Genomic DNA, 26,527 nt, shown 5'->3' with positions numbered 1-26,527 from the left:
GCACGGCTGCGCAAGGAGCGTTTTGAGGCGGTTTCCGACGCCGGGACCTCGCAAGTGCGACACGCCTGGCAACGGGCGCGGCGGGTCGGCTGGACGCACGTCGTCGCCGTTGCCGGGACGGTGCTCGCCGCCGTTGCTGCCGTAGGAGGGCTCTGGGCTCAGGCCGTCGCCACGTACTGGAGTCAGCAGACGGCAAAAGACCAACTGTCCCAGTCCGAAGAAGAAGACGTCCGCCGGGTCCGGAATCAAGCGGCGAAGGTGACGTACTGGGGCGGCGGCGGTTCCGCCTTCAAGTGGGGTGGTACGGGAACGCTCCCCTCCGCGGGTGACGGGTCGGGGGCCCTCCACATACTGAACAGGTCGCCCGACCCGGTTCCCCGCGCGAGCATCGCCGTTGAGATCACCGGAAAAAGCCCCGACGGCGAGATACGGAGCGAGGTGTGGGTCATGTCGTTGAGCAGCATCCCTCCCTGTTCCCACATCGAGTACCAAGAATCCGAACTGCATCGGGGGTACTTCCGGGAGGAAGGAGGGGAGTCGGAGACGCTTTCCGGTGAAGAAGGTGTTTGGGCTCCCGTTTCCATGCATTTCACCGACACCAGGGGAGTGGAGTGGATGCGCACGCAGACGTCCCTGGAGGAGGGGAGCGCGCCGAAATCTTTCGCCAGGGCCGCATCGTCGAGGATGGAGATCGTCGGAACCGGTGCGAAGGTCCACAAGGCCGAACTCTGCAACGACGCCTCGTGAGGTCTGCCCGGAATGCTTTGGGTGCGGGCCCGCCGACGGTGTGCGGGCGGTCCGGTGAGGGGTGCACGTCCGGGCGGAGGGGGGCGGTCGCGGGCGGTCGGCCAGGGGGAGGGCCGGGGCGGGACAATGGGCCGGTGGACGAGGAGCAGTGGGAACAGGCCGTACCGGTGGTGCGGCGCACGGATTACGGCACGGCCAGGCTCATGCCGGACATCGACCGGCCGGACGCCTGGCTGCTCACCGTCGAGGAGGCCCCGCAGTCCTACGTCGACCTCGGGGACCCGGAGCACCTGGAGTTCGAGTACGTCCGCAGGATGGGGCACGTCGCCGACCTCGCCGCGCCCGGGGGCCGCCCGCTGGACGTCCTCCACCTCGGCGGCGGTGCGCTGACCCTGCCCCGGTACGTCGCGGCCGTCCGGCCCGGCTCGCGCCAGCTCGTCGTCGAGGCGGACGGCCCCCTGGCCGCCCTGGTGGCCGAGCACCTCCCCCTGCCGTCCGGGCAGCCGGTCACCGTGCGGGTCGGGGACGCCCGTTCCGTCCTGGAGACCCTCCCGGACGCCTCCTTCGACCTGCTGATCGCCGACGTCTTCGACGGTTCGCGCACCCCGGCCGGCCTGGCCTCGCTGGAGTTCGCCCGGCACGCCGCGCGGGTCCTGCGCCCCGGCGGCCTGTACGCGGCCAACCTCGCCGACGGGGCCCCGTTCGACTTCGTGCGCCCTCAGACGGCGGGGCTGGCGGAGGCGTTCGGGCACGTGTGCCTGGTAGCCGAGCCGCCGGTGCTGCGGGGCCGCCGGTTCGGCAACGTGGTGCTGGTCGCCGGGCACCGGGAGCTGCCCGTCGGGGCGCTGGCCCGCCGGGCGGCGGGCGACGCCTTCCCCGCGCGGGTCGAGCACGGGCCGGCGCTGGAGCGGTTCGTCGGCGGGGCCCGGCCGGTGCCGGACGCCCGCGCCGTGCGGTCCCCGCAGCCGCCGGCCGGCGCGTTCGGCATCGGCTGAGCGGCGCCGCGCCGCCGCGGGGGAGAGGACAGCGCCCCGCGGGGAGGGCGGACCTGCGGCCCCGGGAGAGAAAAACTGTGCCAAGCGGTACAGCCGGGGCCGTGCCGGTGCGCCACGACCGCGGTTCAATGGCAGGGAGTGGGGCGGAAGGCTGCGCCGTGAGGCCCGACACATGCCGCGTCCGGGCGGAAGCGTCCGCCGCGGCCGGGAGCACAATGATGCCCATGACAAAAGATCGCAGCCCGGTGACCGCGCAGGAGCAGGCCTGGGCCGCCCTGGACGGGCCGCCCGACCTCCTGCGGCGCGTGGCCCCTGCCGCCGGCGGAGCCGCGGACGGCCTGCAGTCGGCGCTGCCGGTCATGGACCTCGCCCGGGCCTGCGTCACCTCCTGCTCGCTGGCCGCCGCCGAACTGGCGGCCCGCCGCAACGGCGGCCCCGTGCCCGCCGTCCGGGTCGAGGACGGCGCGGTGGCCACCGCGTTCACCAGCGAACGGCACCTGCGCCTGGACGGACGGCCCGCCGTCACCTTCGCACCGCTGTCGAAGTTCTGGCGGGCCGCCGACGGCTGGGTGCGCACCCACGCCAACTACCCGCACCACCGCGCCCGCCTGCTCGCCGCCCTCGGAGCACCCGCCGGGGCCGGACCGGACGTCGTGGGGAAGCTGATCGAGGCCCTCCCGGCGCGCACGGTGGAGGAGGCGGTGTACGCCGCCGGCGGCCTGGCGGTCGCGGTCCGCTCCCCGCAGGAGTGGGACGCCCACCCGCAGGGGAGGGCGGCCGCCGCGCAGCCGCTGGTGGCCCGGGAGCGGATCGCGGACGCCCCCGCCCGGACCCTGCCGCCCGCCCCGTCCGGTCCGCTGCTGCCGGCCGCCGGACTGCGCGTGCTGGACCTGACCCGGGTGCTGGCGGGCCCGGTGGCCACCCGCACCCTGGGCCTGCTCGGTGCCGACGTGCTGCGCGTCGACTCGCCCCTGCTGCCCGAGCTCGAGGACCAGCACGCCGACACCGGGTTCGGCAAGCGCTCCGCCCTGCTCGACCTGGAGGACCGCTCCGACGGCGGGGACCGGGCCCTCCTGGAGAAGCTGCTGGCCCTGGCCGACGTCGTCGTCACCGGCTACCGCCCGGGAGCGCTGGACGAGTACGGCCTGTCCGCCCACGACATGGCCGAGCGCCGCCCCGGCCTGGTCGTGGTGCAGATCCGCGCCTGGGGGACCGAGGGCCCCTGGGCGGGGCGCCGCGGGTTCGACAGTCTCGTCCAGGCGGCCTCCGGCATCGCCGCGACCGAGGCCGGCCCGGACGGCGTCCCGGGGGCGCTGCCGGCCCAGGCGCTGGACCACGGCTCCGGCTACCTGATGGCGGCGGCCGTCCTGCGGGCCGTCACCGACCAGACGGAGTACGGCGGGTCACGCCTGGTGCAACTCTCCCTCGCCCGGACGGCGTCCTGGCTGATGCACGGCATCGGAACCGGCCCGGCCCCCTCCGGCGAGGGGGGCGACCCGCGGCGGTGGCTGGCGGAGACCGACAGCGAGCTGGGCCGGATCCGCCACGCCCTGCCGCCCCTGGCCTTCGACGGAGGGCCGAGGACCTGGGCGCAGCCGCCCGTGCGCTGGGGGCGGTCCGTGCCCGCCTGGCTGTGACGGGGGAGGCGGGGCTCCGGCCGGCGGCCGGCGGTCGGCTACGCTGCGGGTCTGCGCGCGCAAGGGCGGACGAAAGCGACGTTCCGCCCGGGATGCCGGCCCGCCGTCCGCCGCGGACCGCCGTCCCGCCGCAGTCCCGCCGCCCCGCCGTAGAGAGGACCCGCGCAGGTGCACGTCCAAGAATGGCTCCAGGCCGTCCCGCCGCTCGGCGTCTACGTCCTGGTCGGCGTGGTGATCGGCCTGGAGAGCCTGGGCATCCCGCTGCCCGGCGAGATCGTCCTGGTCAGCTCCGCCCTGCTGTCCTCCCAGGGAGTGGTGGATCCGGTGCTGGTGGCCGCCTGCGCCACGGCCGGTGCCATCGTCGGCGACTCCATCGGCTACAGCATCGGACGCAAGGGCGGCCGGCCGCTCCTGGACCGGCTGGCCAGACGGTTCCCCAAGCACTTCGGGCCGGTGCAGGTCGTCCAGGCGGAACGGGCCTTCCACCGCTGGGGCATGTGGGCGGTCTTCTTCGGCCGCTTCATCGCCCTGCTGCGCATCTTCGCCGGCCCGCTGGCCGGTGTACTGCGCATGCCGTACTGGAAGTTCCTGACCGCCAACGTCCTGGGCGGCATCGTCTGGGCCGCCGGGACGACCGCGGTGATCTACACGGTCGGCATTGTCGCGGAGGCCTGGCTCAAGCGGTTCTCCTGGCTGGGGCTGGCCCTGGCGGTGCTGTTCGGCATCGCCTCCACGCTGTACGTGCGGCGCCGCGCCGCGGCGCGCGCCGACCGGGAGGAAAGCGCCGCCGCCCCTGCCGGGGAGGGTGCGGGGCCGAAGCCCGTCGGCGCCGCGACCGCAGACTGACCGCCCGGCCCGCCCGCCGTGCCCTCCGCGCCCGCCGTGCGACTGCGGAGGGCACGACGGGCACGGCGTGCGGCAGGGGCGGGCCGGGTCAGTCGCCGACCGCGTCGCGGTGGGCGCGGGCCAGACCGGTGTAGTGCTCGGCGTTGACCCGGATCATCGTCTTCTCGTCCTCGGTCAGCTCCCGGCGGACCCTGGCCGGGACGCCGGCTACCAGGGAGCCCGGCGGCACCTGCATCCCCTGGGGGACCAGGGCCGCGGCGGCCACCATCGACCCGGCGCCGATGCGGGCGCCGTTGAGCACGGTCGCGCCCATCCCCACCAGGCAGTCGTCCTCGACGGTGCAGCCGTGCAGGACCGCGTTGTGGCCGACCGAGACGCGCTCGCCGACGACGGCGGGGAACCCCGGGTCGGCGTGCACCGTGCAGTTGTCCTGGATGTTGCTGCCGGCGCCGACCGACACCGACTCGGCGTCCGCGCGCAGCACCGCGTTGTACCAGACGCTCGCCCCGGCGGCCAGGCGCACGTCGCCGACGACCACCGACCCGGGCGCGGTGAACGCGTCCGGGTCCACCGCGGGTTCCGCCCCGCCCACCGCCGCGACCAACGCCCGTCCCGCCATGACCGTGCCCCTCGTCCCTCGTCCTCCGGGCCGCGCCGTGCCGGGCACCGTGCCCGGCCGCGTCCGGGGAAGCTTCCGAAGGGAGCACCGTAGCCGCACGGCGGTCTCCGGGCACGGGCGGGGTGAACATCACACCGATGTGCACTGACGGCTCGCGGCCGCCTCTGTACCGTGATCGGGTGCCACGAAACGAGAACCTGTTCTCCTCCCTGACGGCCTGGCGCCGCCGCACCGTCGCCCGCCTGATCCAGAACGGCTGGCGGTGGCTGCAGTTCGCCGGCGCCGTCTCCGCCGAGCACCCCGGGCGGTACCGCTTCGGCAGCATCGGGGAGGGCACCCGTCTGGCGTTCCCCCAGGGCACGATCTTCGGGGAGCAGGCCATCCGGATGGGCGGGTGCTGCATCATCGCCGAGCAGGTCACCCTCACCGCCGGCATCATGCCGGACCTCGAACTCGGCCCCGACCCCGTCATACAGCTGGGCGACGGAGTGGTCCTCGGCCGGGGCAGCCACGTGGTGGCCATGCACTCGGTGGTCTTCGGCAACGACGTCTTCTGCGGGCCCGGCGTCTACGTCACCGACACCAACCACTCCTTCGACGACCCGCACGAGCCGATAGGCCGCCAATGGCCGCGCCACGCGCCGGTGGAGATCGGCTCCGGCAGCTGGCTGGGCACCGGGGCGGTGATCCTGCCCGGAGCGCGCCTGGGCCGCAACGTCGTCGTGGCGGCCGGGTCGGTGGTGCGCGGGGAGGTGCCCGACCACAGCGTCGTCGCCGGTGCCCCGGCGAAGGTCGTGCGCCGCTGGACGCAGGAGGACGGCTGGCAGCCCCCGCTGCGCACCCCGGCCCCGGCGGCGCTGCCCCGTGACGTCACGGCGGGGCAGCTGCTCGCCCTGGCCGAGCTGGACGAGGAGGAACTGGAACGGCTCGCCGCGGCAGACCCCCAGGACGGCCCGGAGCACCCGGAGCACCCGGAGCAGCAGGACGGACCGGACGCCCCGGCCCCGCAGCGCGGACCCGGCGCGCGGGCGGGCACACTGGAGGTTCCGGCGGAGCACCTGCCGTGACCCGTGACCCGTGACCCGGCTCGCGCCCCGACCGTGACGGCCGGGCGAGGAAGGGGGACGACCGCATGAGCCCGCGTGCGCTGCGCATCCTGCGCATCCTGCTGGCGGCGGCCGTGGCACTCAACGGCCTGGCCCTCCTGCTGTACGTCCTCCAGCGCCGGTGACCCGGTGGCGGGCCCGCACCGCCGGTAGGGAGCCCGGCGGTGTCCGGCCGTTGCCGTCCGGGCGGAGCCGGGAGGATCATCGGCCCGAGGCCGGTGGGAGGGCGGGCTCGCGGCTCCCGGCCGTCTCCGCGGGCCGGGGGCGCAGGACCGGGGCCGCGGCGGCCGCCACCAGGCAGAGGGCCACGGGCAGGAAGAACGTCAGGTTCAGCGGGACGAGGTGGGTGAGCGGTCCGATGACGGCGGGTCCGGCGAGCATGCCGAGGTAGCCGAGACCGGCCACGCGGGAGACGTTGGCACCCGCGGCGGACGGGTCGGCGTGGCCCGCCGCGCTGAAGAGCTGGGGGACGCAGCCTGACAGGCCGAGCCCGAAGACCGTCCAGCCGGCCAGGGCCAGGGGGATCCAGGGGGACAGCGCGGCCACCGCCAGTCCGAGCGCGCCCACGAGGGCGCCGTGGCGGACGACGGCGACCGGGCCGAGGCGCGCGGCCACCCGGTCGGCGAGCAGCCGCCCGACGGTCATGGCGGTGGAGAAGGCGCCGTAGGCCAGGGCCGCGGTGGCGGCGGGGGCTCCCAGGACGTCCTGAACGGCGAGCACGCTCCAGTCGTTGGCGACGCCCTCGCAGAGCATGAGCATCAGCGCCAGCAGGGCCAGGGCCCGGACGCGGGCGGCCACTCCGCGCCGGGGGCCGGCCCCGGTCCCCGGCGCGGCCCCGGAGGTGGAGTCGGGGGCGGGGGTGCCGGAGGCGTCGGGGGAGGGGTGTTCGGGCCGCCCGGTGGGCTCGGGACGCAGGAGTGCCCGGGACGCGAGCGCGGTGACGGCGAGTCCGAGAGCGCTCGCACCGGTGAGGGTGGTGGCCGCGTCCCAGCCCCGGTCGAGGGTTCCCGCGCCGGCGAGTGCGGCGAGCACGCCTCCGACCGAGAACACGGCGTGGAACGCGGACATGACGGGCCGTCCGTATCCGCGTTCGACCTGGACGGCATGGGTGTTCATGCCGACGTCCAGGCAGCCGTTGCCGAAGCCGAACACCAGCAACGCCGCGCCCAGCGTCCAGGGGCCGGTGGCGAGCCCCGGCAGGACCAGGGCCGTGCTGCACAGGACCGCGCCCGCCGGCACGACCGCGCGGGCACCGAGGCGGTCGGTGAGCGGCCCGGTCGACCGCATGCCCGCGAGGGCGCCGCCGCCGAGCAGCAGCAGGAGCCAGCCGAGCACGGCGTGGCTGATTCCCGCGCGGTGCTCCACCGCGGGGATGTGGACGATCCACATACCCATCAGGAAGCCGTTGAGGGCGAAGAAGGCGAAGGTGGCCAGGCGCGCGTACCGCAGCGATCTCTCCATGATTTTGAACATAACAAACATGTAAGGTGTTCGATAGGTTGTTTTCCGAACGCTTCTCGTGTTCGATGTGGGCATGGCGACGAGTGCAGACAGACTGAGGCGGATCACCGAAGCCGTGCGCGAGGCCGGCCGGCTGAGCGTGGCGGAACTGGCGGAGCTCACCGGGGCGTCCGAGATGACCGTCCGCCGCGACCTGGAGGTCCTGGCGGACCAGGGGGTCCTGGAGCGCTATCGCGGCGGTGCCAGCAGCCTGCTGCTCAGGGGCGAGGAGCCCCCGTTCGCGCTGCGGGTGCAGGAGGGGGCGGAGGCCAAGCGGCGCATCGCCGCCGAGGTCGCCGGGCTGATCGCCGACGGCGAGTCGGTCGTCGTCGACAGCGGCACCACCTGCCTGGAGGTGGCCCGGGCCCTGCGGAACCGCCGGCTGACCGTGATGCCCCTGTCCCTGCACGCGGCCAACGCGCTCGTCGGCGCCCCCCGGCTGAAGCTGCTGCTGCCCGGCGGGGAGCCGCGGCCGGGCGAGCTGGCGCTGACCGGCCCCCTGGCCGAGGCGTCACTGGCGGCCCTGCGCTTCGACACCGCCGTCGTCGGCTGCTGCGGGATCGGCGCGGCCGACGGCCTGACCGCCTACGACCTCGCCGACGCGGCGGTCAAGCGCGCCGCGATCGCCTCGGCCCGCCGCGTCGTCGCCGTCGCCGACGCGGCCAAGTTCACCCGGACCGCCCTTGCCCGCGTCGCCCCGGTCACAGCCCTGGACGCGGTGGTCACGGAGGAGGCGGCCCCGGAGGAGCAGGTCGAGGCGCTGGCCGCGGCCGGAGTGACCGTGCGGAGGGTGTGACCGCCGGAGGGTGTGGCCGTGTGGAGGGTGTGAGCGGGCAGGGAGGTTGTGCCGTTCGGTCCGGTCGCCGGTCCCGCCGCGCCGGCCCCGGTAGGACCGGCGGGAGTCAACTCCCCGGCCCGCTCGCACCCTGCGGCGGTGAGCCGTGCCCGGTCCGGGGCGCCGGTGTGTCCTCCTCCGGGCGGTGGGGGAGGAGGTGGGGCGCCGCCTCGGCGATCCGCCGGCGCATCGGGCGCCGGTGCAGGGCGTCGAGCGCCTCCCCGACCAGCCGGCTCAAGGGGAACGAGAGCTCCGCCTCGAACTCCGCGGCCGCTTGCGCGGTGGCGGCCCATTCGGCGTTCAGCACCGGCAGGAGCGACTCGGCCTTCGCGGTCAGGTGGACGATGCGCTGCCGCCCGTCCTGGCCGGGGGCGAGGCTGACGAGGCCTTCCTCGGCCATCCGGGCCACGGTCTGGCTCGCGGCCGAATGGGTCACGCCGGTGGTCCGGGCCAGGTCCCGGATCGAGCTCGGGCCCGCGGACGCCAGCGCCCGGACGACGGGGACGAACCGCGGGCGGACCCCGCTCAGCCCGAGGTCCGCGTGGACGGCTGCGACGTCGCCGTCCAGGAGTTCCAGGAGATGGCGCAGCCGTGTGCCGAGAAGTTCGGGGCCGGGTGCGTGGGAAGGCATGTGCCGTAATATAACAGCGCTGTTGTATTCGAGGGGGAGGGGATCCGGCCATGGGCGAACTGCATCCGCCGATCGAGCCGTACGACCAGGGGATGCTCGACGTCGGCGACGGCAACCTCGTGCACTGGGAGGTCTGCGGCAATCCGGAGGGAAAGCCCGCGCTCGTCGTGCACGGCGGCCCGGGATCGGGGTGCGGGCCCCGCGCGCGCCGGTACTTCGACCCCGACCGGTACCGCGTGGTGCTGTTCGACCAGCGGGGCTGCGGCCGCAGCACTCCGCACGCGAGCGACCCCGCGACCGACATGCGGCACAACACCACCTGGCACCTGGTCGCCGACATGGAACGCCTCAGGGAGCACCTGGGCATCGACCGCTGGCTGCTGTACGGCGGATCGTGGGGCTCCACGCTTCTCCTGGCCTACGCCGAGCAGCACCCGCAGCGGGTCACGGAGATCGTGGTCTCCGGCGTCACCACCACCCGGCGCTCGGAGATCGACTGGCTCTACCGGGGCGTCGGCCGGTTCTTCCCCGAGGAGTGGGAGCGCTTCCTCGCCGGCGCCCCGGGCACACCGCGCGACGGTGACGTCGTCGGGGCCTACGCCCGCCTGACGGAGCACCCCGACGCCGCGGTACGGGACAGGGCCACGGCCGACTGGTGCGCCTGGGAGGACGCGGTCCTGTCCGGCGAGACGAAGGGCTCCTCCAACCCGTTCGGCGACAGGCCCACGGCCGACCGGCTCGCGCTGGTGCGGATCTGCGCCCGCTACTTCTCCCACGGGGCGTGGCTGGAGGAGGGCGCGCTGCTGCGCGACGCCGGCCGCCTGGCCGGGATCCCCGGCCTCCTCGTCCACGGCCGGCTCGACATGGGCAGCCCCCTCCACACCGCCTGGGAGCTGGCCCGGGCGTGGCAGGACGCGGAGCTGGTCGTCGTGGAGGAGGCGGGCCACCTGGGCAGTGCCGCGACCCGCGGCCACGTGCTCGGCGCCCTCGAACGGTTCGGGGCCGGCACCCGGCCCCGGGCCTCCCCGCCCGGGCGCCGCTGACCGCCGCCGGTGCCCGGCCCGCCCGGCCGCCTCCGCAGGAGGCTCCCCGCAGGGAGCCTTCGCAGGAGGCCCCGGGCAGGGCCGGCCCGCCCGGCCTCAGCCCAGCCGGGGGATGTCGATGGCCGGGCAGCGGTCCATCACCATCAGCAGGCCCGCCGCCCGCACCCGCTCGTACGCGGCCCGGTCGACCACCCCGAGCTGGAACCACACCGCCTTCGCCCCGATCTCCACCGCCCGGTCGGCCACCTCGCCGGCCAGCGAGGAGTTGACGAAGACGTCGACCACGTCGACGGGGAAGGGGATCTCGGCGAGGGAGGCGTACCCCCGTTCGCCGTGCACCGTCTCCGCCTTCGGGTGCACCGGCACGATCCGCTTGCCGTACCGCTGCAGCACCGACGCCACCCCGTACGCGGCCCGTGAGGCGTTGTCGGACAGCCCGACCACCGCCCAGGTGTCGCCCGCCCCGGTCAGGATCTCCCGCGCCGTCGCCTCGTCCGCGTACACATCGCCTCCGTGGTCCGTTTCCGTCACCGCTGCTCCTTCACCTGTCGAAGCGCGGCAACACCGGTTCCCGCCGCCCGATTCCCCCGGACCGGCCCCGCGTAGGCTCGAGGGGAGCGGAAACGGCGGAAGAGGGACGATGGACGACGGCATGCCGCAGCGGTACACCACGGTCGCACGGCGCGGGACGCACGAGACCGAGGTCAAGGGATCGCGGTTCATCTGCGCCCTCGCCCCCGCGGACTCCGAGCGGGCGGCCCAGGAGTTCGTCCGCGAGATCCGGGCCCTGCACCCCAACGCCACCCACAACTGCGCCGCGTACGTCATCGGCGCCGACGGCCGGATCCAGAGGAGCGACGACGACGGCGAGCCCGGCGGCACCGCCGGGACCCCCATGCTGCAGATGCTGATGCGCCGCGGGGTGCGCGACGTGGCGGCCGTGGGTCACCCGCTACTTCGGCGGCACCCTGCTGGGCGCCGGCGGGCTGGTCCGCGCCTACGGGGGCGCCGTCGGCAAGGCCCTCGACGCGGTCGGCACCGTCACCCGGGAGCGCATGCTCCTGGCCGAGGTGGAGGTGGACCACCAGCGCGCCGGCAGGCTGGAGAACGACCTGCGGGCCTCGGGGCGGCCGGTGCGCGCGGTGCACTACGGGGCCCGGGGCGTGCGCATAGAGGTGGGGCTGCCCTCGGCCGAGGCCGGCGCCTTCGGCACGTGGCTGGCCGACACCACCGCCGGCGCGGCGACCCTGCGCATGGCCGGCACCGAGTACACCGCCACCTGACCGCGCACCCGCACCCGCGCCGCGCCCGTGACCGGATCCGCACCCGGGACCCGTACCTGCGGGCCCCGGGTGCGGGTCCGCGGCCCGTCGTCCCCCGATCGGCCGAGGAACGTGTGCCCGCGGCGACGGCCGGGGGCCAGGATGGAGGAGCCCGGGACGCCCGCGGCGCACGCGCCCTCCCGCCCGGCACATCCGGCCGCAGGAGCGGGGCCCGCGGAGGGCGAGCGACAGACAGGAAGTGGAACGATGGCCGACCACGTGCACCTGGCGTACGACTACCCGCTGCTCGGTGCCTTCTGGACCGTGATGTGGATCTTCCTGTGGATCATGTGGCTGATGCTGCTGTTCCGCATCATCACCGACATCTTCCGCGACCGGAGGCTGAACGGCTGGGCCAAGGCCGGGTGGCTGCTGCTCATCCTGGTCCTGCCCTTCCTCGGCGTCCTCGTGTACCTGATCGCGCGGGGCCGGCAGATGGGCGAGCGCGAGATCCACCACATGCAGGAGCAGCAGAAGGCGTTCGACGCCTACGTCCGGCAGGCCGCCGCGGGCTCCGCGGGCGGCGTGGAGCAGCTGGCCACGCTCACCGACCTCAAGAACAGGGGCGAGATCTCCGAGTCGGAGTTCCGGCGGGCCAAGGAGAAGATCCTCGGCTGAGGCCGGGCCCCGCAGGGCCCGGCCCCGGCCGTTCGCGCCTCCCGGCCCGCCGGGTCCGCTCAGCCCGCCGGGTCCGCCGCGGGGCCGACCAGTTCCTCCAGGACGTCCTCCATCGTGACGAACCCGATGACGGTGCCCTTGTTGCCGGTGACGGCGGCGAGGTGGGTGCCGGCGGCGCGCATGGCGGTCATGGTGTCGTCCAGCGGGGTGTCGAGGGCGACCCGGACCACCGGCCGCAGCGCGGTCCGGGGGAAGGGGCGGGTGCGGTCGGTGACGCCGAGGGCGTCCTTGACGTGCAGGTAGCCCAGGATCGTGTCGCCGGGGCCGATGACCGGTAGGCGGGAGAACCGTGCGGCGACCGCCGCGCGTTCCAGCTGCTGCGGGGTGATGTCGTGGCCGACGGAGACCACTCTGTTCAGCGGCACCATCACCTCGCCGACGGGCCGGGTGCCCAGCTCCAGGGCGTCCTGCAGGCGCTCGCCGTCCTCGGGGGCGAGCAGGCCGGCCTCGCTGGAGTCCTTGACCAGCCGGGCGAGCTCGTCGTCGGTGAAGACCGCCGACACCTCGTCCTTCGGCTCGACCCTCATCAGGCGCAGCAGGGCGTTGGCGAACGCGTTGACCGAGAAGACCACCGGCCGCAGGGCGCGGGTGAGGGCGACCAGCGGGGGGCCGAGCAGCAGCGCGGTCGGCGGGGCGCAGCCAGGGCGATGTTCTTGGGGACCATCTCGCCCAGCAGCATGTGCAGGTAGGTGGCCAGGGTCAGCGCGACGACGAAGGCGATCGGGTGGATCAGCGCACCGGGGACGCCGGCGGCCTCCAGGGGCGGTTCCAGCAGGTGGGCGACGGCCGGTTCGGCGACCGCGCCGAGCACCAGCGAGGAGACGGTGATGCCCAGCTGGGCGGTGGCCATCAGCGCGGACAGGTGCTGCAGGCCCCACAGCGTGGTGACGGCGCGCCGGTCCCCCTTGAGCGCGGCCGGTTCGACCTGGCTGCGGCGGACCGAGATCAGGGCGAACTCGGCGCCGACGAAGAAGGCGTTGGTGACGAGGGTGAAGGCTCCGACCAGGAGCTGGACCGTGGTCATCGGGCGTCCTCCGCCTCGTGCAGGGCGGCGGCCGGGGCGGTCAGGTGCACCCGGTCGGCCCGGTGGTGGTCGACGTCGAGCACGGCCAGCTGCCAGCCGTCCGCCTCCAGGCGGTCGCCGGGGGCGGGGATGCGCTCCAGGCGGGTGGCGACCAGGCCGGCCAGCGTCTCGTAGGGGCCCTCCGGGGCGGTGAAGCCGATCTCCTCGAGCTGGTCCAGGCGGACGCTGCCGTCCGCCTCCCGCGCGGCCGTCCGCCGTCGGTCCGGCGGGCGCCAGGTCGGGGGTCTCGTCGGGGTCGTGCTCGTCGCGGACCTCGCCGACGACCTCCTCGACGATGTCCTCGACCGTGGCCACGCCGGCGGTGCCGCCGTACTCGTCGACGACCACGGCCATGGTGCGGGAGCGGCGCAGCCGCCCGAGCAGCTTGTCCACGGGCAGGGAGTGCGGGACCAGCAGGGGCTCGGTGGCCAGGTCGACGACCGGGGTCCGGGCCCGGTCCTCCTCCTCCAGGGCGAGGACGTCGCGGATGTGGACGGTGCCGATCACCTCGTCCAGGCTGCCGCGGTGGACGGGGGAAGCGGGACAGGCCGGTGGCCAGCGCCAGCTCCGCCGCGTCCGCGGCGGTCGCGTGCGCCTCCAGGGCCCGGACGTCGATGCGCGGCGTCATCACGTTCTCCGCGGTCAGTTCGCCCAGGTGCAGGGTGCGCACGAACAGCTCGGCGGAGTCCTTCTCGATCGCGCCCTCGGGCCGAGTGCTGCGCGAGCGAGACCAGCTCCTCGGGGGTGCGGGCCGAGGCCAGCTCCTCCTGGGGCTCGAGGCCCAGCTTGCGCACCAGGCGGTTGGCGGTGTTGTTCAGGTGCCGGATCAGCGGCGCGAACGCGGCGGTGAAGGCGCGCTGCGGGCCCGCCACCACCTTGGCCACCGCCAGCGGGCTGGAGATCGCCCAGTTCTTCGGCACCAGTTCGCCGACCACCATCAGCACCACGGTCGACAGGGCGACGCCCAGGAGGGTGGCGACGGCGGGGACCGCCCCGGCGGGCAGGCCCACGGCCTCCAGCGGGACGCGGAGCAGGACCGCCAGCGACGGTTCGGCGAGCATGCCGATCACCAGTGAGGTCACCGTGATGCCCAGCTGGGCCCCGGAGAGCTGGAAGGTCAGGCGCCTGACGGCCTTCAGGGCACCGGGGGCGCCCCGCTCACCGGCCTCGGCCGCGCGCTCGAGGTCGCCGCGCTCGACGGTGGTGAGGGAGAACTCGGCCGCGACGAAAACCGCGCACGCCAGCGTGAGTGCGAGGGCGAGGAGGAGCAGCAGCACTTCGGTCACCGTGCCACCTCCGCCCTCTGGTCGACGGGCCGGGGGTCGGCCGTGGCACGGCCTGAACTGGGAGGTTCACCCATTGCGGGTCCGCTGCTCCTTCTTCTCTCGGTGGACCGCGGTCGGTCCTGGTCTGTCTCGGCGGGACGGTGTCCGCACAAGAATAGTAAAGGACTGGTAAATCACCGGTTCGGTCCGCACCGGCGGCGGGCCTCCCGCGAGCACGCCCGGCCCGCGGTGCCGGACGTGCCCCCGCCGATGGCGGAGGCGGGCCGCAGGGAGGACTCTGGCAGGTGAGGGGCGGCGCCGCGGCGGTCCCCGGAACACCTGCGCGGCCGCCACGGGCCCGCCGGCGCCGCCGCCGGGCCCCGCGCGTGCGGCGGGCCCGGTCCGTGTCGTGTGCGAGGACGGGAGTACCGGCATGAGCGCGCCGGTCGTGGTGGGAGTGGACGGTTCACCCTCGAGCATGGAGGCGGTGGAGGTCGCCGCCCGCGAGGCCCGGATGCGCGGGACCGGCCTGAAGGCGGTGCGCGCCTTCGACCGGCCGGGCACCCACGTGCCGCTCGGCCCGTCGCCCCTGGGGCCCGTCGGGGGCGGGCTGCGCCAGGAGGTCGAGCTCTCGCTGGCCGAGGCCGTGCAGCGGGCCCGCAGCACGGTGCCGGGGACGCAGGTCACGGGCGCGGCCGTCGCCGGCGAACCCCTGGCGGTCCTGGAGGCGCAGTCGAAGGACGCGGTGCTCGTCGTGGTCGGCAGCCGGGGACTGGGCGGCTTCAGCGGACTGCTGCTGGGGTCGACGGCCGTGCACCTGTCCGCCCGCGGGCGCTGCCCGGTGATGGTGGTGCGCGGTCGGCCGGACCCCACCGGGCCCGTGCTGCTCGGCGTCGACGGCTCCCCGGAGGGGGCGGCCGCGGTCGCCTTCGCGTTCGCCGAGGCGTCGCTGCGCGGCACGGACCTGGTCGCCCTGCACACCTGGAACGCCTGGAGGCCCCCGGACCCCGGCGCACCCGACCTGCCCGTCCCCCCGGTGTACGACGCGGACTGGATCCGCGACGAGGAGGAGCGGGTGCTCACCGAGGCCCTCGCGGGCCGGCGGGAGGAGCACCCGGACCTGGAGGTGCACCGCCGCCTCCTGCGGGCCCGCACGCGCCAGGCACTGATCGACGCCTCCGGCAGCGCCCAGCTCGTGGTGGTCGGGGCGCGCGGACGCGGCGGCTTCGCCGGACTGCTGCTCGGCTCGGTCAGCCAGGCCCTCCTCCACCACGCGCACTGCCCCGTGGCCGTGGTCCGCCCCGGGCAGGCCTGAGGGCGGCTGATCCGGGGGACCGGCACGGACCGGGTGCCTGCCGCCGCTACGGTAGTGCGGTGCCGGGCGGCGCTCCCGCGCCCGCCCGGCGCGTACCACGGGGCAGTAGGGAAGGACAAGCATGCGGGCCGGAGTGGTCTCTTGAGGATTCTCCACACCTCCGACTGGCACTTGGGGCGCTCCTTCCACCGGGTGGGGCTCCTCGACGCGCAGGAGGCCTTCGTCGACCACCTCGTGGACACCGCGCGGTCCGAACGCGTCGACGCGGTCGTGGTGGCGGGCGACGTCTACGACCGGGCACTGCCCTCCCTGGACGCGGTCGCGCTCTACGACCGGGCCCTGCACCGCCTGGCCGCCCTCGGCGTGCCCACCGTGATGATCTCCGGCAACCACGACTCCGCCCGACGCCTGGGCGTCGGCGCCGGCCTGATGGGCCGCGCCGGCATCCACCTGCGCACCGACCCGGCAGGCTGCGCGGTGCCGGTCGTCCTGGCCGACGAGCACGGCGACGTCGCCCTGTACGGGCTGCCCTACCTGGAACCGGCCATGGTCCGGGAGGAGTTCGGGGTGCGCCGCGCCGACCACGCCGCGGTTCTCGGCGCCGCCATGGACCGGGTCCGCGCCGACCTCGCCGCCCGTCCCGCCGGAACCCGCTCGGTCGTCCTCGCCCACGCCTTCGTCGCTGGCGGGGCGTCCAGCGACAGCGAACGCGACATCACCGCCGGGGGAGTGGCCGCCGTCCCGCCGTCCGTCTTCGACGGTGTCGACTACGTGGCCCTGGGACACCTGCACGGCAGCCAGGTCCTGACGGAGCGGCTGCGCTACAGCGGCTCCCCCCTGGCCTACTCCTTCTCCGAGGCCGACCACCGCAAGAGCATGTGGCTGGTCGACCTCGGCCCCCGCGGCGAGGTGTCCGCCGAACGCGTCGACTGCCCCGTGCCCCGCCGCCTGGCCCGCGTCCGCGGCCGCCTCGAGGACCTGCTGGCCGACCCGTCCCTGGACCGCCACGCCGACGCCTGGCTGGAGGCCACCGTCACCGACCCGCACCGGCCCCACGAGCCCATGGCGCGGCTGCGGAAGCGCTTCCCCCACGTGCTCAGCCTCGTCCTCGACCCCGAGCGGTCCGACGACGACCCCCTGGCCTCCTACGCCACCCGGCTGCGCGGCCGCACCGACCGCCAGATCGCCGAGGACTTCGTCGCGCACGTGCGCGGCACCGGGCCGGACGAGCACGAACGCGCCGTGCTGCACGCCGCGTTCGACGCCGTGCGCCCCGGGGCGGAGGGCGCCGGGACGCAGGGCGCCGGGGCGCGCGGCGCCGGGTCCGCGGCAGCCGGCACCGCGCGCACCGGGGAGGCCTGACCCGATGAGACTGCACCGCCTGACGGTCCAGGCGTTCGGCCCCTTCCCCGGCACCGAGACCGTCGACTTCGACGCCCTCTCCTCGGCCGGGCTGTTCCTGCTGCACGGCCCCACCGGTGCGGGCAAGACCTCCGTCCTCGACGCCGTCTGCTACGCCCTGTACGCCGGGCTCCCCGGGGCACGGCAGGGCGCCGGGGCCCGGCTGCGCAGCGACCACGCCGACCCCGGCACCCCCACCGAGGTCGTCCTGGAACTGACCCTGGCCGGACGCCGCCTGGAGGTCACCCGCCGCCCCGAGCAGGAACGCCCCAAGAAGCGGGGCACCGGGACCACCCGGGACAAGGCGGTCAGCCACCTGCGCGAGTACGACCCGCGGACGGGGAACTGGCGGGCGCTGAGCCGCTCCCACCAGGAGATCGGCGAGGAGATCGGCAACCTGCTGGGCATGAGCCGCGAGCAGTTCTGCCAGGTCGTGCTGCTCCCGCAGGGCGAGTTCGCCGCCTTCCTGCGCGCGGACGCGGGCCGCCGGGCCGAGCTGCTGGGCCGTCTGTTCGACACCGCCCGTTTCCGCGACGTCGAACGCTGGCTGGCCGACCGCCGCAAGGAGGCCGAGGGCCGGGTGCGCGTCGGCGACGAACAGCTCCTGGCCCTGGCCCACCGGGCCCGGCAGGCGGCGGGGGAGGGCGCCGAGCCACTGGAGGACCGGCTGCCCGAGGAGGCCCGCGCCGCCGGCCACCCGGACCTCGCCCCGCACGTCCTGCAGTGGGCGGCCGTCCTGCGCGCCGACGCCCGCGAACGGCGCACGGCCGCCGCCGTCGCGCTCGCCGCGGCCGAGGCCGCGCACACCGGGGCCCGGCGGGCCCTGGAGGACGCGCAGGAACTGGCGGGGCGCCAGGAACGCCACCGGCGGGCCCGGCAGCGGGCGGACGAGCTGGACCGGCAGCGCGAGCAGTACGAGGCGGACGCCGTCCGCCTGGAGCGTGCCGGGGCGGCAGCCCGGGTCGCCCCGGCCCTGGCCCTGCGCGAGCGCGCCGCCCACGAGCACACGGCCGCCTGCGCGGCCGAACGCGCCGCCCGGGCCGCGCTCGACCCGTCCCACGCGCAGGCCGGCGCCGAGGAACTGGCCGGGCTCGAACGCGCCCGGCGGCAGGACCTCGGCGGCCTCCGCAGCGCCCTGTCGGCCGAACGGCGCCACGCCGAGGTGGGCGCCGAACTGGACCGGCTGGACCGCGAGGCGCGCGACGACGAGGAACGCCTGGCCGAAGCCGCCCAGTGGCAGGCCGGCTGGGAGGAGGCCGCACGCGCCCACCGCCGGCGCATCGACGAGGCGCAGGAGGCCGCCGCCCTGGCCGAGCAGCTCGCCGCCCGGCTGGGGACGGCACGGCGGCGGCTCGCCGCCGCCCGCCGCCGCGACGCCCTGCGCGGCAGGACCGCCGAGGCGCAGGACCGCTGCCGCGCGGCGCTCGACGCCGAACTCGCCGCCCGCGGGCGGTGGCAGGACCTGCGCGAGCAGCGCCTGGAGGCGGTCGCCGCCGAGCTGGCCGCCGAACTCGCCGACGGCCGCGCCTGCATGGTGTGCGGCTCGGTCCGGCACCCGGCGCCGGCGGCGCCGGGCCCCCGCCCGGTCACCAAGGAGCACGAGGACGCCGCGCAGGCCGCCTACGACGCCGCCCGCGCCGAACGCGAGAAGGCCGAACGGGAAGCCGCGGCCCTGCACCAGGCCCTGGCCGACGCCGCGGCGGAGGCCGCGGACGGCACCCCGGGCCGCGGCGAGGACGACGCTGCGGCAGGCGTTGCGGCGGGTGTTCCGGCGGACGCCACCGCCGGGACGGCGGTGCACTCCGGCCCGGCGGTGGCGGAACTCGCCGCCGCGGAGCGGGAACTGGAGCAGGAGCTGACCGCCGCCCGCGCCGCCGCCCGCGAACTCCACGCGGCCCGCGAGGCACTCGCCCGGGCCGAGGCCGAGCACGCCCGCCGCACGGGCGTCCACCGCGACGTGGAGCAGCGCGCCGCCGCCCGCACCTCCCGCCGCGAACTCCTCGAGCGCGAACACGCCGGGCTCGCCGAGGAGATCGCACGGGCCAGGGCGGGCGCGGCCGGCATCGGCGAGCGCATCGCCCGGCTCACCCGCGAGGCGGACCTCCTCGCCCGTGCCGCCGGGGCGGCGCGGGCGGCGGACGAGGCGGCCCGCCGGCTGAAGGAGGCCGACGCCGCAGTCGACGCCGCCGCCTTCCGCGCCGGGTTCCGCACCGCCGGCGAGGCGGCCGCCGCGGCCCTGCCCGACGCCGACCACAACCGGCTCCAGGCCCGTCTGGAGCAGTGGCGGGCCGAACGCGCCGCCGTCACCGAGGAACTAGCCTCGCCCGGCCTGGCCGATGCGGCCGCCGCCCCGCCCGCGGACCCGGGCGCCGCGCGCGCGGCCTGGGAGGCGGCCGCGGACCGCCTGCGGGCCGCCTCCACCGCCGACGCCGCCGCCCGCTCGCGCTGCGAGCAGCTCGACCGGCTCGGGGAGCAGGCCGAGGCGGCCACCCGCCGCCTCGCCCCCGCCCGCGAGGAGTTCGCCCGGCTGCACCGCCTGGCGCAGCTGACCGCCGGGACCGCCGGCGACAACGAACTGCGCATGCGCCTGGAGTCCTACGTCCTGGCGGCCCGCCTGGAGCAGGTGGCCGCCGCGGCGAGCGTGCGGCTGCGGCGCATGTCCTCGGGCCGCTACACCCTCGTGCACACCGACGAGCGGGTGACCGGCCGCGGCCGCTCCGGCCTGGGCCTGCGGGTCGTCGACGCCTGGACCGGCGCCGAGCGCGACACCTCGACCCTCTCCGGCGGCGAGACCTTCTTCGCCTCCCTCGCCCTCGCCCTCGGCCTGGCCGACGTCGTCACCGACGAGGCCGGCGGCCTGCGCCTGGACACCCTCTTCATCGACGAGGGCTTCGGCAGCCTCGACGAGGAGGCCCTCGACGAGGTCCTCGACGTCCTCGACTCGCTGCGCGAACGCGACCGGGCGGTGGGCATCGTCAGCCACGTCGCCGACCTGCGCCGGCGCATCCCCGTCCGCCTGCGGGTCGTCAAGGGCCGCGACGGCTCCGTGATACGCCTGCGGGGTGCGGCGGGCACGGAATCCGGCGGCACGTGAACGGGAACGGCGGCCTCCGGGGACGCCGGCGGCCTCCCGGGCGGCGAGGCCGCAGGGAGGTCCCGGGACCGGCGGCCGGGCAGGTGCCCGGTGGCGGCCGGGCCCGCGTGCTCGACGGCCGGCGCTGCCCGTCGCCGGTTTGTCGCCGGTCCGGGGCCGGGCGCGACCCGGTCAGGGCAGGGTCAGGACGCGCGGGCCGTCCTCGGTGACGGCGACCGTGTGCTCGACGTGGGCGGCCCGGCTGCCGTCGACGGTGTGCAGGGTCCATCCGTCGGCGTTGGTGCGGTAGGCGTCGCGCCCGCCGGCCATGAGCATCGGCTCGACGGCGAGCACCATGCCGTGGCGCAGGAGGAGACCGCGGCCGGGACGGCCCCGGTTGGGGATGTGGGGGTCCTCGTGCATGCGGCGGCCGATGCCGTGCCCGCCGAACTCGGCGGGCATGCCGCAGCGGGCCGCCCGGGCGACGGTGCCGACGGCGTGGGAGATGTCGCCGATGCGGTTCCCGGGGACGGCCGCGGCGATCCCGGCGTCGAGCGCCTCCCGGGCGGTGCCGATCAGCCGCAGGTCCTCGGGGCGGGGTGTGCCGACGGTGAAGCTGACAGCGGCGTCGCCGTTCCAGCCGTCGAGTTCCGCGCCGCAGTCGATGCTGACCAGGTCGCCGTCCCGCAGGCGGTAGCCGGTGGGGATGCCGTGCACGAGGGCGTCGTTGACCGACGCACAGATCACCGCCGGGAAGGGAGTGGGGGCGAACGAGGGCCGGTAGCCCAGGAAGGGCGAGCGCGCCCCGGCCCCGTCCAGGACGGCGCGGGCCGCCTCGTCCAGCTCCAGCAGGGACACCCCGACGCCCGCGGCCTCCCGGACGGCGGCGAGCGCGCGGGCCACCACCCGTCCGGCCTCCCGCATGGCCTCCAGCGCCGCGTCGGTCTTGATCTCCACCATGTCCTGCTCCACTCCTCGTTCCGTGTTCCGTCCGGCAACGGCACCCAATACTTATACCGGTATTAGTATCACGGGCATGGTGAGAACTCCTCTGACCCCGTGGGAACGGCAGCGCGGCGAGCGGTTCGGCGCACTGCTGCGCCGGGCCCGCGGCGGGCGCAGCATGACGGAGGTCGCCGCGGCGGCCGGGGTGTCCGCGGAGACGCTGCGGAAGATCGAGACCGGCCGGGCGCCGACCCCCGCCTTCTTCACCGTGGCGGCCCTGGCCGGCGCTCTGGGGCTGTCCCTGGACGAGCTGGCCGCCGCCTGCGCGCCCCCGGTCGACGGCGACGGCCAGGCACTGTCCGCCTGAGCCCGGCGCCCTCTGCGGTCCGGGCCGAACAGCTGCCGCAGTGGCGCGACCCGTCGACGAGCAACGCCCTGCCGTCGGGCAGGGCGCTGCTCGGGACGGACTGTTTCAGGTACGCCGCGCTGGAACAGCGTGTTGGCGAGCACGGCGTACACGTAGAACGGACGCACGACGCCTCGTGCTGCGTTGTCGACTGCAGCCGACCCGCTGAGGGCCTCCGTGGTTCCGGTTGTGCCGCGGGCTCCCCGGCGACTCCGGTGGCCATTGGTGCCGGGCCTCCGCCGCAGACCGGAACGGAACCTCCGGCCTCGGCGCTCCACCGCGGGTTCCGGGGCTGGTGGCTGTCCGTCACAAGCTGGAAAACAAGCTGGAAAGGTGCCCCGCGGCCCGCAGCGGTCCGACTTGTCGAAGGCCGGGACCGGACGCGGGTGAGGGCACCTTGCGCGTGCAGCGCAGCGAGTGGAGCCGGGGTCCGGCGACGTCCGGGGCCGCGTCCGCCCCTACCCGGATCGGGACGCCGGTCCCGAGGCCGGATCGGCCGGATGTTCCGGACGTACCGCGCTCCTGCCGGAGATCCTGATCGCCTGCTCGCGAAGGGCGTCGACGAGCGTCGTGACGTGGGGCCGGTCGCCGCGGCCGATCGCGGCGACGCCGATGTGCCGGATCGGCCCCGGCGGCGTGACCGGGACGGTGTGCAGGCCGGGGATCTCCGGAGCGAGCGCGACGGAGGGGATCAGAGAGATCCCCACACCTGCGGCGACCAGTGAGCGGGCGAAGAAGTAGTCGGTCGTGGTCCCGCGCACTTCCGGATCGAAGCCGGCGCGCTCGGCGTAGCGGCGCAGGTACGCCTCGGTCTTCAGGCAGCCGAGCACCCAGGGTTCGGCAGCCAGCTCGGCGAGGTCGAGCGCGTCGCGGTCGGCGAACCGGTGCCCCGGCGGCAGGACGACGAACAGCGGGTCCTCCAGGAGCGGCGTCCACTCCAGGCCGGAGCCGGAGCCGGAGCCGGAGCCGGGGACCGGGCCGACGGGCAGCGGGCCGTCGAAGTGGTAGGCGAGGGCGAGGTCCACGGCGCCCTGCCGAACGAGCGGCAGGGTGTCCTCGGGTTCGCCCTCCCTGATGTGGAGCACGGTGCGGGGATGGACTGCCGTGAGCCGGGTGAGAGCGGCGGGCAGCAGCAGTCGGCCGCCGCTGGTGAAGGTGGCGACGGTGAGTCGGGTGAGACCGGTGCTGAGCTGTGCGACCTGCCGCTGTGCGTGTTCGAGCTCTGCCGCGACGGACTCGGCGGCGCCGACCATGATGCGGCCCGCTTGTGTGAGGGTGGCGCCGCGGGTGCTGCGGGTGACGACCCGGGCGCCGAGGCTGCGCTCCAGGGCGGCCACGTGCTGGGAGACGGCCGAGGGGGTGAGGCGGAGAGCCGTGGCCGCCCGGTTGAAGCTGCCGTGTTCCGCCACCGCCCGCAGGACGCGGAGCCGCTGAACATCGATCAACAGTTTTCCTTAACACCCGTCAAGAAGGCCGGTACTTCTGCTGGTGACGATAGGTCCCCAGGATGGGGGCATGCAAAGGGTCTGCGTCATCGGCGGAAGCCGGTACTTCGGAAAGCTCCTGGTGAAGCGCCTGCGGGCGGCCGGCCACCGGGTCACTGTGATCAATCGTGGCTCCACCCCGCCGCCCGCCGGCATCGAGCACCTCGTTGCCGACCGGAACGACGAGGCCGCCCTGACGGCCGTGCTCGGCTCCCGCACCTTCGACGTCGTGGTGGACCAGGTCTGCTACACCCCGGTGCAGGCCGCAATCGCCGCGCGCACCTTTGCCGACCGCACCCGGCGCTACGTCATGACCTCCACGATCGAGGTCTACGACCCCGCGACCGCCGCGCTGCCGGCCGTGCCTCCCGGCACGCCGGTGCCGGAGGAGATCGTGGACCCGGCCACCTGGCCGGTGGCCGCGGACCTTCCCTGGCACGACGGCGCGTACCTGGAGGCGCACTACGCCGAGGGCAAGCGCCAGGCGGAGGCCGTCCTCGCCCGCGCCGACGGCTTCGAGTGCGCCAGTGTGCGCAGCGCCCATGTGCTCGGCGGCGGCGCGCAGGAGTTCACCGGCAGGCTGGCGCACTACGTCGGGCGCATCACCCGGGGCGAGGAGATCGCCGTGCATGCGCAGGCGCTGCCCACGGTCTTCATCCACTACGAGGAACTGGCGGAGCTGCTGCTGCGGGCGGCCGCGGCCGGCTTCACCGGCCCGGTCAACGCCTGCTCCGACGGCCGACTCGATGTGCACGACCTCGTCGCGATCACCGCCGCGCAGGTGGGCCGGGAGGCCGTCCGCCGGACCGTCGCCGCGGGCGAGGCGGCCTCGCCGTTCTCCTTCGACCGCCACTACGCCATGAGCAACGCCCGCGCGAAGGCCCTCGGGTTCTCCTTCTCCCGCACCACCGACTGGCTGCCCGGCGCCGTCGCCGAAGCCCTCGCCGCCGAGCCGTCCCCCACCGCCTGAGGAGCCCGAGCCGCCATGCGATACCGCACCATCGCCCGCACCGCTGTCAGCGCCGTCGGGCTGGGCGCCATGCCGCTGTCCGTCGAACACCGCCCCGACGAGGCGCAGGCCGTCGCCACCGTCCACGCCGCCCTCGACGCCGGCGTCACGCTCATCGACACCGCCGACAGCTACCACTGGCACGCCGGCGAGACCGGTCACAACGAACTGCTGATCGCCCGCGCCCTGGCCCGCTACGGCGGCGACACCTCCGACGTCCTCGTGGCCACCAAGGGCGGCCGCGGCCGCCCCGGCGACGGCAGCTGGACCGTCACCGCCACCCCGGAACATCTCAAACAGGCCGCCGAGGCATCCGCCAGGCGTCTGGGGGTCGACGCGATCGGCCTGTACCAGCTGCACAAGCCGGACCCGGCCGTGCCCTGGGAGGAGTCCGTCGGCGCGCTGCTCGAGCTGCTCGACGCCGGCACGATCCGCGCCGCCGGGATCTCCAACGTCACCACCACGCAGATCCTCCAGGCGCATCGGATCCTCGGCGACGGACTCGTCTCCGTGCAGAACCAGTACTCGCCCGCCGTACGCGACAGCGAGCCCGAGCTGCGGCTGAGCACCCGGCTGGGCCTGGCCTTCCTGCCCTGGAGCCCGCTCGGCGGCATCTCGCGCAGCTCCCTCGACGGCCCCTCCGGCCCCACCTCCGCCGGCACCGCCTTCCACCGCGTCGCGGCCGAGCACGGTGTCAGCCCGCAGCGGATCGCCCTTGCCTGGCTGCTCGCCCGTTCCCCGGCGGTGATCCCGATACCGGGAGCCGGTCGCCCGGCCTCCATCACCGACTCCGCCAGGGCCGCGGAGCTCGCGCTGAGCACGGAGGAGCTGGTGCAGCTCGAGGACGCTCTGCCGGGCTGAGACGGGTCATGGGCCGCCCGCCGACCCGGACCGAGGACGACCGGACCCCGCCGCCCACCACACCCGGGCCTCCCCGCCGTCGGTGAACGGTTCGAAGGCGCGGACCACGATCCCGCCCGCCAGGTGGTCCTCCTGGAGCTCCACGAACCGCTCCACGACCCGGGAGAGCGCCCGGGTGTCGGACAGCTCCGGCACCCGGCACGCCTCCCGCCACTCGTGCTTGCGCGACCTGACGTAGTCCTTGACCACGGCCGGGCCGCCGAGCGGGGCCGCCGCTGTCATTTCCTGCGGCGCGGGCGCCCGGCCCGGCTCGGTGTGAGAGCCGTGCACGAGGCGGAGCTCACCGTCACCGGGGCCGAGGCGGGCAGCCGTCTCCTGAGGCCGCGCCAAGTATGCGGAGCAGGCTGGTGCGGAGGGCGTCCTCCGCCTCGTCGCCGGACAGCCGGCCGGCATCTCGTTCTTCGCTCGCGGCGTGAGCGAGCCTGATGGTTGCCGTGACCAGCCAGTCGAGTGGGAGCCGGTCATCGAATTCCCCGGCCTGCCGGCCACGTTGAACAACTCGTTTGATCCGGTCGGCGACGGGCGTGTGCCGGTCGTGGTCCGCCTGCGGACCGACAGGCAGTGAGCTGATCTTCCGCAGCAGTACGGGAAAGCGCCGGAGCGTCCCCGCGCTCGCGTCGAGCAGCCGCAGCAGAGCGTCGGCGGCCGGTCCGGCATCGGGCTCGGCGGCGTCCATCGCGGCGACGGCCTCCTGCGTGAGCCGGTCGACGACCGCGATCAGCAGTTGCTCTCGCGAGGGGAAGTGGGCGTAGACGGTCTGGCGGGTCACGCCCGCGGCAGTGGCGATCGCTTCCAGGCCGGCATCGGGGTCGGCGTTGAGGACGCGGGCGGCGGCATCCAGGATGGCGGTCCTGCTGCGGCGGGCATCGGCACGGCGGTTACGAGCCGGGAACGAGGTCATCTCTTACACCTTGTCAGAGTTACTGGCCCTCGCATACCTTACAGCGTGTAAGAGATGGCTCGTGAGTCCCAGGCTGCAAGGAGTGCCATGCACCCGCTCGGTGACGCCGACCCCAAGCAGTTCATCGCCGACTTCTTCACCTCCTTCACCGAGGAGTTGCTGGAGAGCGACGAGGATCCGGCGCTGATCGTCGACAGGTACCACACCCCGGACATCGTCCAGATCGCCGACGGGCACCGGATGGATCGCGACAAGCTCGTCGCGCACACCCGCCCGGTGCGCAAGAACCGGCCCAGCAGCCGGATGGAGGTTCACGAGGCGATCGTCGACGGCGACCGGATCGCCGCCCGCTACACCATGCACGTGCGGCAGCGCAGCAAGGATCTCGCGATCGAGGTCTGCTTCTTCGGACGGTTCGCCCCCGACGGGCGGATGCGCCGGGCTCACATGCTCACCCGCACCGTCCCCGCCCGCGGCGGCAATGCCGGTCCCCGGCAGCCGGGCCCCGGGGCGCCCGACGGGAACGAGGGGGCGGCATGACGGAGAGCGGCTACACCGTCACCGGCATGGTGTGCGGGCACTGCGCGGCATTCGTCACCGAGGAGATCGAGCGCATGGCCGGTGTCACCGCCGTGAGGGTGAACGTCGACAGCGGCAGGGTGTCGGTGACCAGCGACAGGGATCTCGACGTCGCAGACGTACGTACCGCGATCGAGGAAGCGGGCTACGAACTCGCAGTCGCGGACGGACGGGGACCACGCGAGCCATCGAGCGGGTGACCCGCG

General features: G+C 75.3%; 22 protein-coding genes and 5 pseudogenes. 17 read left to right on the top strand and 10 right to left on the bottom strand.

The features are described from left to right. Positions 1–54 precede the first annotated feature (54 nt). From GQS52_RS01235 to GQS52_RS01220, 4 genes are all read left to right on the top strand, one after another. On the top strand, positions 55–747 hold the full coding sequence (locus GQS52_RS01235) for a hypothetical protein (RefSeq protein ID WP_182311255.1): 693 nt from the start codon (positions 55–57) through the stop codon (positions 745–747). 203 nt (positions 748–950) lie between these two features. After that, positions 951–1,742, top strand: coding sequence for a fused MFS/spermidine synthase (locus GQS52_RS01230; protein WP_182316140.1), 792 nt, complete (start codon positions 951–953; stop codon positions 1,740–1,742). A gap of 224 nt (positions 1,743–1,966) precedes the next feature. Continuing rightward, entirely contained in the window at positions 1,967–3,379 is a 1,413-nt protein-coding gene (locus tag GQS52_RS01225; RefSeq protein WP_259370493.1) for a CoA transferase, read from the top strand. A gap of 168 nt (positions 3,380–3,547) precedes the next feature. Beyond that, complete coding sequence (locus tag GQS52_RS01220; RefSeq protein WP_182311254.1) at positions 3,548–4,225, top strand: DedA family protein; 678 nt, start codon at positions 3,548–3,550, stop codon at positions 4,223–4,225. An 88-nt stretch (positions 4,226–4,313) separates the two neighbouring features. Here GQS52_RS01220 and GQS52_RS01215 read toward each other — a convergent pair whose 3' ends face one another. Continuing rightward, positions 4,314–4,844, bottom strand: coding sequence for a gamma carbonic anhydrase family protein (locus GQS52_RS01215; protein WP_182311253.1), 531 nt, complete (start codon positions 4,842–4,844; stop codon positions 4,314–4,316). 179 nt (positions 4,845–5,023) lie between these two features. Between GQS52_RS01215 and GQS52_RS28165 the strand changes: the two are divergent. Continuing rightward, a pseudogene (locus tag GQS52_RS28165) lies at positions 5,024–5,761 on the top strand (acyltransferase); the annotation flags it as partial. Between the two features lie 390 nt (positions 5,762–6,151). Here the strand turns inward: GQS52_RS28165 and GQS52_RS01205 are convergent. Then, the gene (locus GQS52_RS01205) at positions 6,152–7,411 is read right to left on the bottom strand and encodes an MFS transporter (RefSeq protein WP_182311251.1); all 1,260 of its coding nucleotides are present in this window, start codon (positions 7,409–7,411) and stop codon (positions 6,152–6,154) included. A gap of 73 nt (positions 7,412–7,484) precedes the next feature. Here GQS52_RS01205 and GQS52_RS01200 point away from each other — a divergent pair, with 73 nt between their 5' ends. Then, the gene (locus GQS52_RS01200; protein WP_182311250.1) at positions 7,485–8,246 is read left to right on the top strand and encodes a DeoR/GlpR family DNA-binding transcription regulator; all 762 of its coding nucleotides are present in this window, start codon (positions 7,485–7,487) and stop codon (positions 8,244–8,246) included. A gap of 106 nt (positions 8,247–8,352) precedes the next feature. Here the strand turns inward: GQS52_RS01200 and GQS52_RS01195 are convergent, their stop codons facing one another. Next, positions 8,353–8,916 (bottom strand): MarR family transcriptional regulator, encoded by a 564-nt coding sequence (locus tag GQS52_RS01195; RefSeq protein ID WP_182311249.1) that lies wholly within the window; start codon positions 8,914–8,916, stop codon positions 8,353–8,355. 50 nt (positions 8,917–8,966) lie between these two features. Here GQS52_RS01195 and pip point away from each other — a divergent pair, with 50 nt between their 5' ends. Then, positions 8,967–9,959, top strand: coding sequence for a prolyl aminopeptidase (pip, locus tag GQS52_RS01190; RefSeq protein WP_182311248.1), 993 nt, complete (start codon positions 8,967–8,969; stop codon positions 9,957–9,959). 96 nt (positions 9,960–10,055) lie between these two features. On the opposite strand, the gene GQS52_RS01185 is transcribed toward pip, so the two are convergent. Continuing rightward, positions 10,056–10,463: a CoA-binding protein gene (locus GQS52_RS01185; RefSeq protein WP_182316138.1), complete on the bottom strand. Its 408-nt coding sequence runs from the start codon at positions 10,461–10,463 to the stop codon at positions 10,056–10,058. A gap of 148 nt (positions 10,464–10,611) precedes the next feature. On the opposite strand from GQS52_RS01185, the pseudogene GQS52_RS01180 reads away from it, so the two are divergent. Together GQS52_RS01180 and GQS52_RS01175 are read left to right on the top strand one after the other, a co-directional pair. Continuing rightward, positions 10,612–11,242, top strand: a pseudogene (locus GQS52_RS01180) (YigZ family protein). Positions 11,243–11,488: 246 nt separating this feature from the next. After that, positions 11,489–11,899, top strand: a complete 411-nt coding sequence (locus tag GQS52_RS01175; protein WP_182311247.1) for an SHOCT domain-containing protein — start codon at positions 11,489–11,491, stop codon at positions 11,897–11,899. Positions 11,900–11,958: 59 nt separating this feature from the next. Here GQS52_RS01175 and GQS52_RS01170 read toward each other — a convergent pair. Both GQS52_RS01170 and GQS52_RS01165 read right to left on the bottom strand, forming a co-directional pair. Continuing rightward, positions 11,959–12,983, bottom strand: a pseudogene (locus tag GQS52_RS01170) (hemolysin family protein). Then, a pseudogene (locus GQS52_RS01165) lies at positions 12,980–14,308 on the bottom strand (hemolysin family protein). The pseudogenes GQS52_RS01170 and GQS52_RS01165 overlap by 4 nt, the downstream one beginning before the upstream one ends. A 412-nt stretch (positions 14,309–14,720) precedes the next feature. Between GQS52_RS01165 and GQS52_RS01160 the strand changes: the two are divergent. From GQS52_RS01160 to GQS52_RS01150, 3 genes are all read left to right on the top strand, one after another. Next, positions 14,721–15,602 carry a universal stress protein gene (locus GQS52_RS01160; RefSeq protein ID WP_182311246.1) on the top strand — a complete coding sequence of 294 codons (882 nt, stop codon included), beginning with the start codon at positions 14,721–14,723 and terminating at the stop codon, positions 15,600–15,602. A gap of 141 nt (positions 15,603–15,743) precedes the next feature. After that, complete coding sequence (locus tag GQS52_RS01155) at positions 15,744–16,964, top strand: exonuclease SbcCD subunit D (protein ID WP_182311245.1); 1,221 nt, start codon at positions 15,744–15,746, stop codon at positions 16,962–16,964. A gap of 4 nt (positions 16,965–16,968) precedes the next feature. Then, positions 16,969–20,097: an SMC family ATPase gene (locus GQS52_RS01150; protein WP_182311244.1), complete on the top strand. Its 3,129-nt coding sequence runs from the start codon at positions 16,969–16,971 to the stop codon at positions 20,095–20,097. A gap of 171 nt (positions 20,098–20,268) precedes the next feature. On the opposite strand, the gene map is transcribed toward GQS52_RS01150, so the two are convergent. Continuing rightward, complete coding sequence (gene map, locus GQS52_RS01145; RefSeq protein WP_182316137.1) at positions 20,269–21,036, bottom strand: type I methionyl aminopeptidase; 768 nt, start codon at positions 21,034–21,036, stop codon at positions 20,269–20,271. A gap of 76 nt (positions 21,037–21,112) precedes the next feature. On the opposite strand from map, the gene GQS52_RS01140 reads away from it, so the two are divergent. Continuing rightward, positions 21,113–21,388, top strand: coding sequence for a helix-turn-helix transcriptional regulator (locus GQS52_RS01140; RefSeq protein ID WP_182311243.1), 276 nt, complete (start codon positions 21,113–21,115; stop codon positions 21,386–21,388). A 497-nt stretch (positions 21,389–21,885) separates the two neighbouring features. Here the strand turns inward: GQS52_RS01140 and GQS52_RS01135 are convergent, their stop codons facing one another. After that, the gene (locus GQS52_RS01135; RefSeq protein ID WP_182311242.1) at positions 21,886–22,872 is read right to left on the bottom strand and encodes a LysR family transcriptional regulator; all 987 of its coding nucleotides are present in this window, start codon (positions 22,870–22,872) and stop codon (positions 21,886–21,888) included. Between the two features lie 70 nt (positions 22,873–22,942). Here GQS52_RS01135 and GQS52_RS01130 point away from each other — a divergent pair, with 70 nt between their 5' ends. Further along, on the top strand, positions 22,943–23,881 hold the full coding sequence (locus GQS52_RS01130; protein WP_182311241.1) for an NAD-dependent epimerase/dehydratase family protein: 939 nt from the start codon (positions 22,943–22,945) through the stop codon (positions 23,879–23,881). 15 nt (positions 23,882–23,896) lie between these two features. Then, positions 23,897–24,781: an aldo/keto reductase gene (locus GQS52_RS01125; protein WP_182311240.1), complete on the top strand. Its 885-nt coding sequence runs from the start codon at positions 23,897–23,899 to the stop codon at positions 24,779–24,781. A gap of 54 nt (positions 24,782–24,835) precedes the next feature. Here the strand turns inward: GQS52_RS01125 and GQS52_RS27190 are convergent. After that, positions 24,836–25,054: pseudogene (locus GQS52_RS27190) on the bottom strand (ATP-grasp domain-containing protein); the annotation flags it as partial. Between the two features lie 73 nt (positions 25,055–25,127). Beyond that, positions 25,128–25,742, bottom strand: a complete 615-nt coding sequence (locus GQS52_RS01115) for a TetR/AcrR family transcriptional regulator (protein ID WP_182311238.1) — start codon at positions 25,740–25,742, stop codon at positions 25,128–25,130. A gap of 87 nt (positions 25,743–25,829) precedes the next feature. On the opposite strand from GQS52_RS01115, the gene GQS52_RS01110 reads away from it, so the two are divergent. Both GQS52_RS01110 and GQS52_RS01105 read left to right on the top strand, forming a co-directional pair. After that, on the top strand, positions 25,830–26,282 hold the full coding sequence (locus GQS52_RS01110) for a nuclear transport factor 2 family protein (RefSeq protein WP_182311237.1): 453 nt from the start codon (positions 25,830–25,832) through the stop codon (positions 26,280–26,282). After that, on the top strand, positions 26,279–26,521 hold the full coding sequence (locus tag GQS52_RS01105; RefSeq protein ID WP_182311236.1) for a heavy-metal-associated domain-containing protein: 243 nt from the start codon (positions 26,279–26,281) through the stop codon (positions 26,519–26,521). The genes GQS52_RS01110 and GQS52_RS01105 overlap by 4 nt, the downstream gene beginning before the upstream one ends. Positions 26,522–26,527: the final 6 nt, after the last annotated feature.

The sequence above is a fragment of the Streptomyces sp. SCUT-3 genome (genome assembly GCF_014083985.1).
GTDB classification, from domain to species: Bacteria; Actinomycetota; Actinomycetes; order Streptomycetales; family Streptomycetaceae; genus Streptomyces_H; species Streptomyces_H thermolineatus.
This window is presented reverse-complemented; position numbering and strand designations above follow the sequence as displayed.

Excerpts from the sequence above, each read along its gene's own strand:
- GQS52_RS01200 (WP_182311250.1), top strand. The coding sequence starts at position 7,485 with ATGGCGACGAGTGCAGACAGACTGAGGCGGATCACCGAAGCCGTGCGC.
- GQS52_RS01225 (WP_259370493.1), top strand. The coding sequence starts at position 1,967 with ATGACAAAAGATCGCAGCCCGGTGACCGCGCAGGAGCAGGCCTGGGCC.
- pip (WP_182311248.1), top strand. The coding sequence starts at position 8,967 with ATGGGCGAACTGCATCCGCCGATCGAGCCGTACGACCAGGGGATGCTC.
- GQS52_RS01205 (WP_182311251.1), bottom strand. The coding sequence starts at position 7,411 with ATGGAGAGATCGCTGCGGTACGCGCGCCTGGCCACCTTCGCCTTCTTC.
- map (WP_182316137.1), bottom strand. The coding sequence starts at position 21,036 with ATGGTGGAGATCAAGACCGACGCGGCGCTGGAGGCCATGCGGGAGGCC.
- GQS52_RS01115 (WP_182311238.1), bottom strand. The coding sequence starts at position 25,742 with ATGACCTCGTTCCCGGCTCGTAACCGCCGTGCCGATGCCCGCCGCAGC.
- GQS52_RS01130 (WP_182311241.1), top strand. The coding sequence starts at position 22,943 with ATGCAAAGGGTCTGCGTCATCGGCGGAAGCCGGTACTTCGGAAAGCTC.
- GQS52_RS01175 (WP_182311247.1), top strand. The coding sequence starts at position 11,489 with ATGGCCGACCACGTGCACCTGGCGTACGACTACCCGCTGCTCGGTGCC.
- GQS52_RS01150 (WP_182311244.1), top strand. The coding sequence starts at position 16,969 with ATGAGACTGCACCGCCTGACGGTCCAGGCGTTCGGCCCCTTCCCCGGC.
- GQS52_RS01195 (WP_182311249.1), bottom strand. The coding sequence starts at position 8,916 with ATGCCTTCCCACGCACCCGGCCCCGAACTTCTCGGCACACGGCTGCGC.
- GQS52_RS01105 (WP_182311236.1), top strand. The coding sequence starts at position 26,279 with ATGACGGAGAGCGGCTACACCGTCACCGGCATGGTGTGCGGGCACTGC.
- GQS52_RS01230 (WP_182316140.1), top strand. The coding sequence starts at position 951 with ATGCCGGACATCGACCGGCCGGACGCCTGGCTGCTCACCGTCGAGGAG.
- GQS52_RS01215 (WP_182311253.1), bottom strand. The coding sequence starts at position 4,844 with ATGGCGGGACGGGCGTTGGTCGCGGCGGTGGGCGGGGCGGAACCCGCG.
- GQS52_RS01140 (WP_182311243.1), top strand. The coding sequence starts at position 21,113 with ATGGTGAGAACTCCTCTGACCCCGTGGGAACGGCAGCGCGGCGAGCGG.
- GQS52_RS01125 (WP_182311240.1), top strand. The coding sequence starts at position 23,897 with ATGCGATACCGCACCATCGCCCGCACCGCTGTCAGCGCCGTCGGGCTG.
- GQS52_RS01160 (WP_182311246.1), top strand. The coding sequence starts at position 14,721 with ATGAGCGCGCCGGTCGTGGTGGGAGTGGACGGTTCACCCTCGAGCATG.
- GQS52_RS01110 (WP_182311237.1), top strand. The coding sequence starts at position 25,830 with ATGCACCCGCTCGGTGACGCCGACCCCAAGCAGTTCATCGCCGACTTC.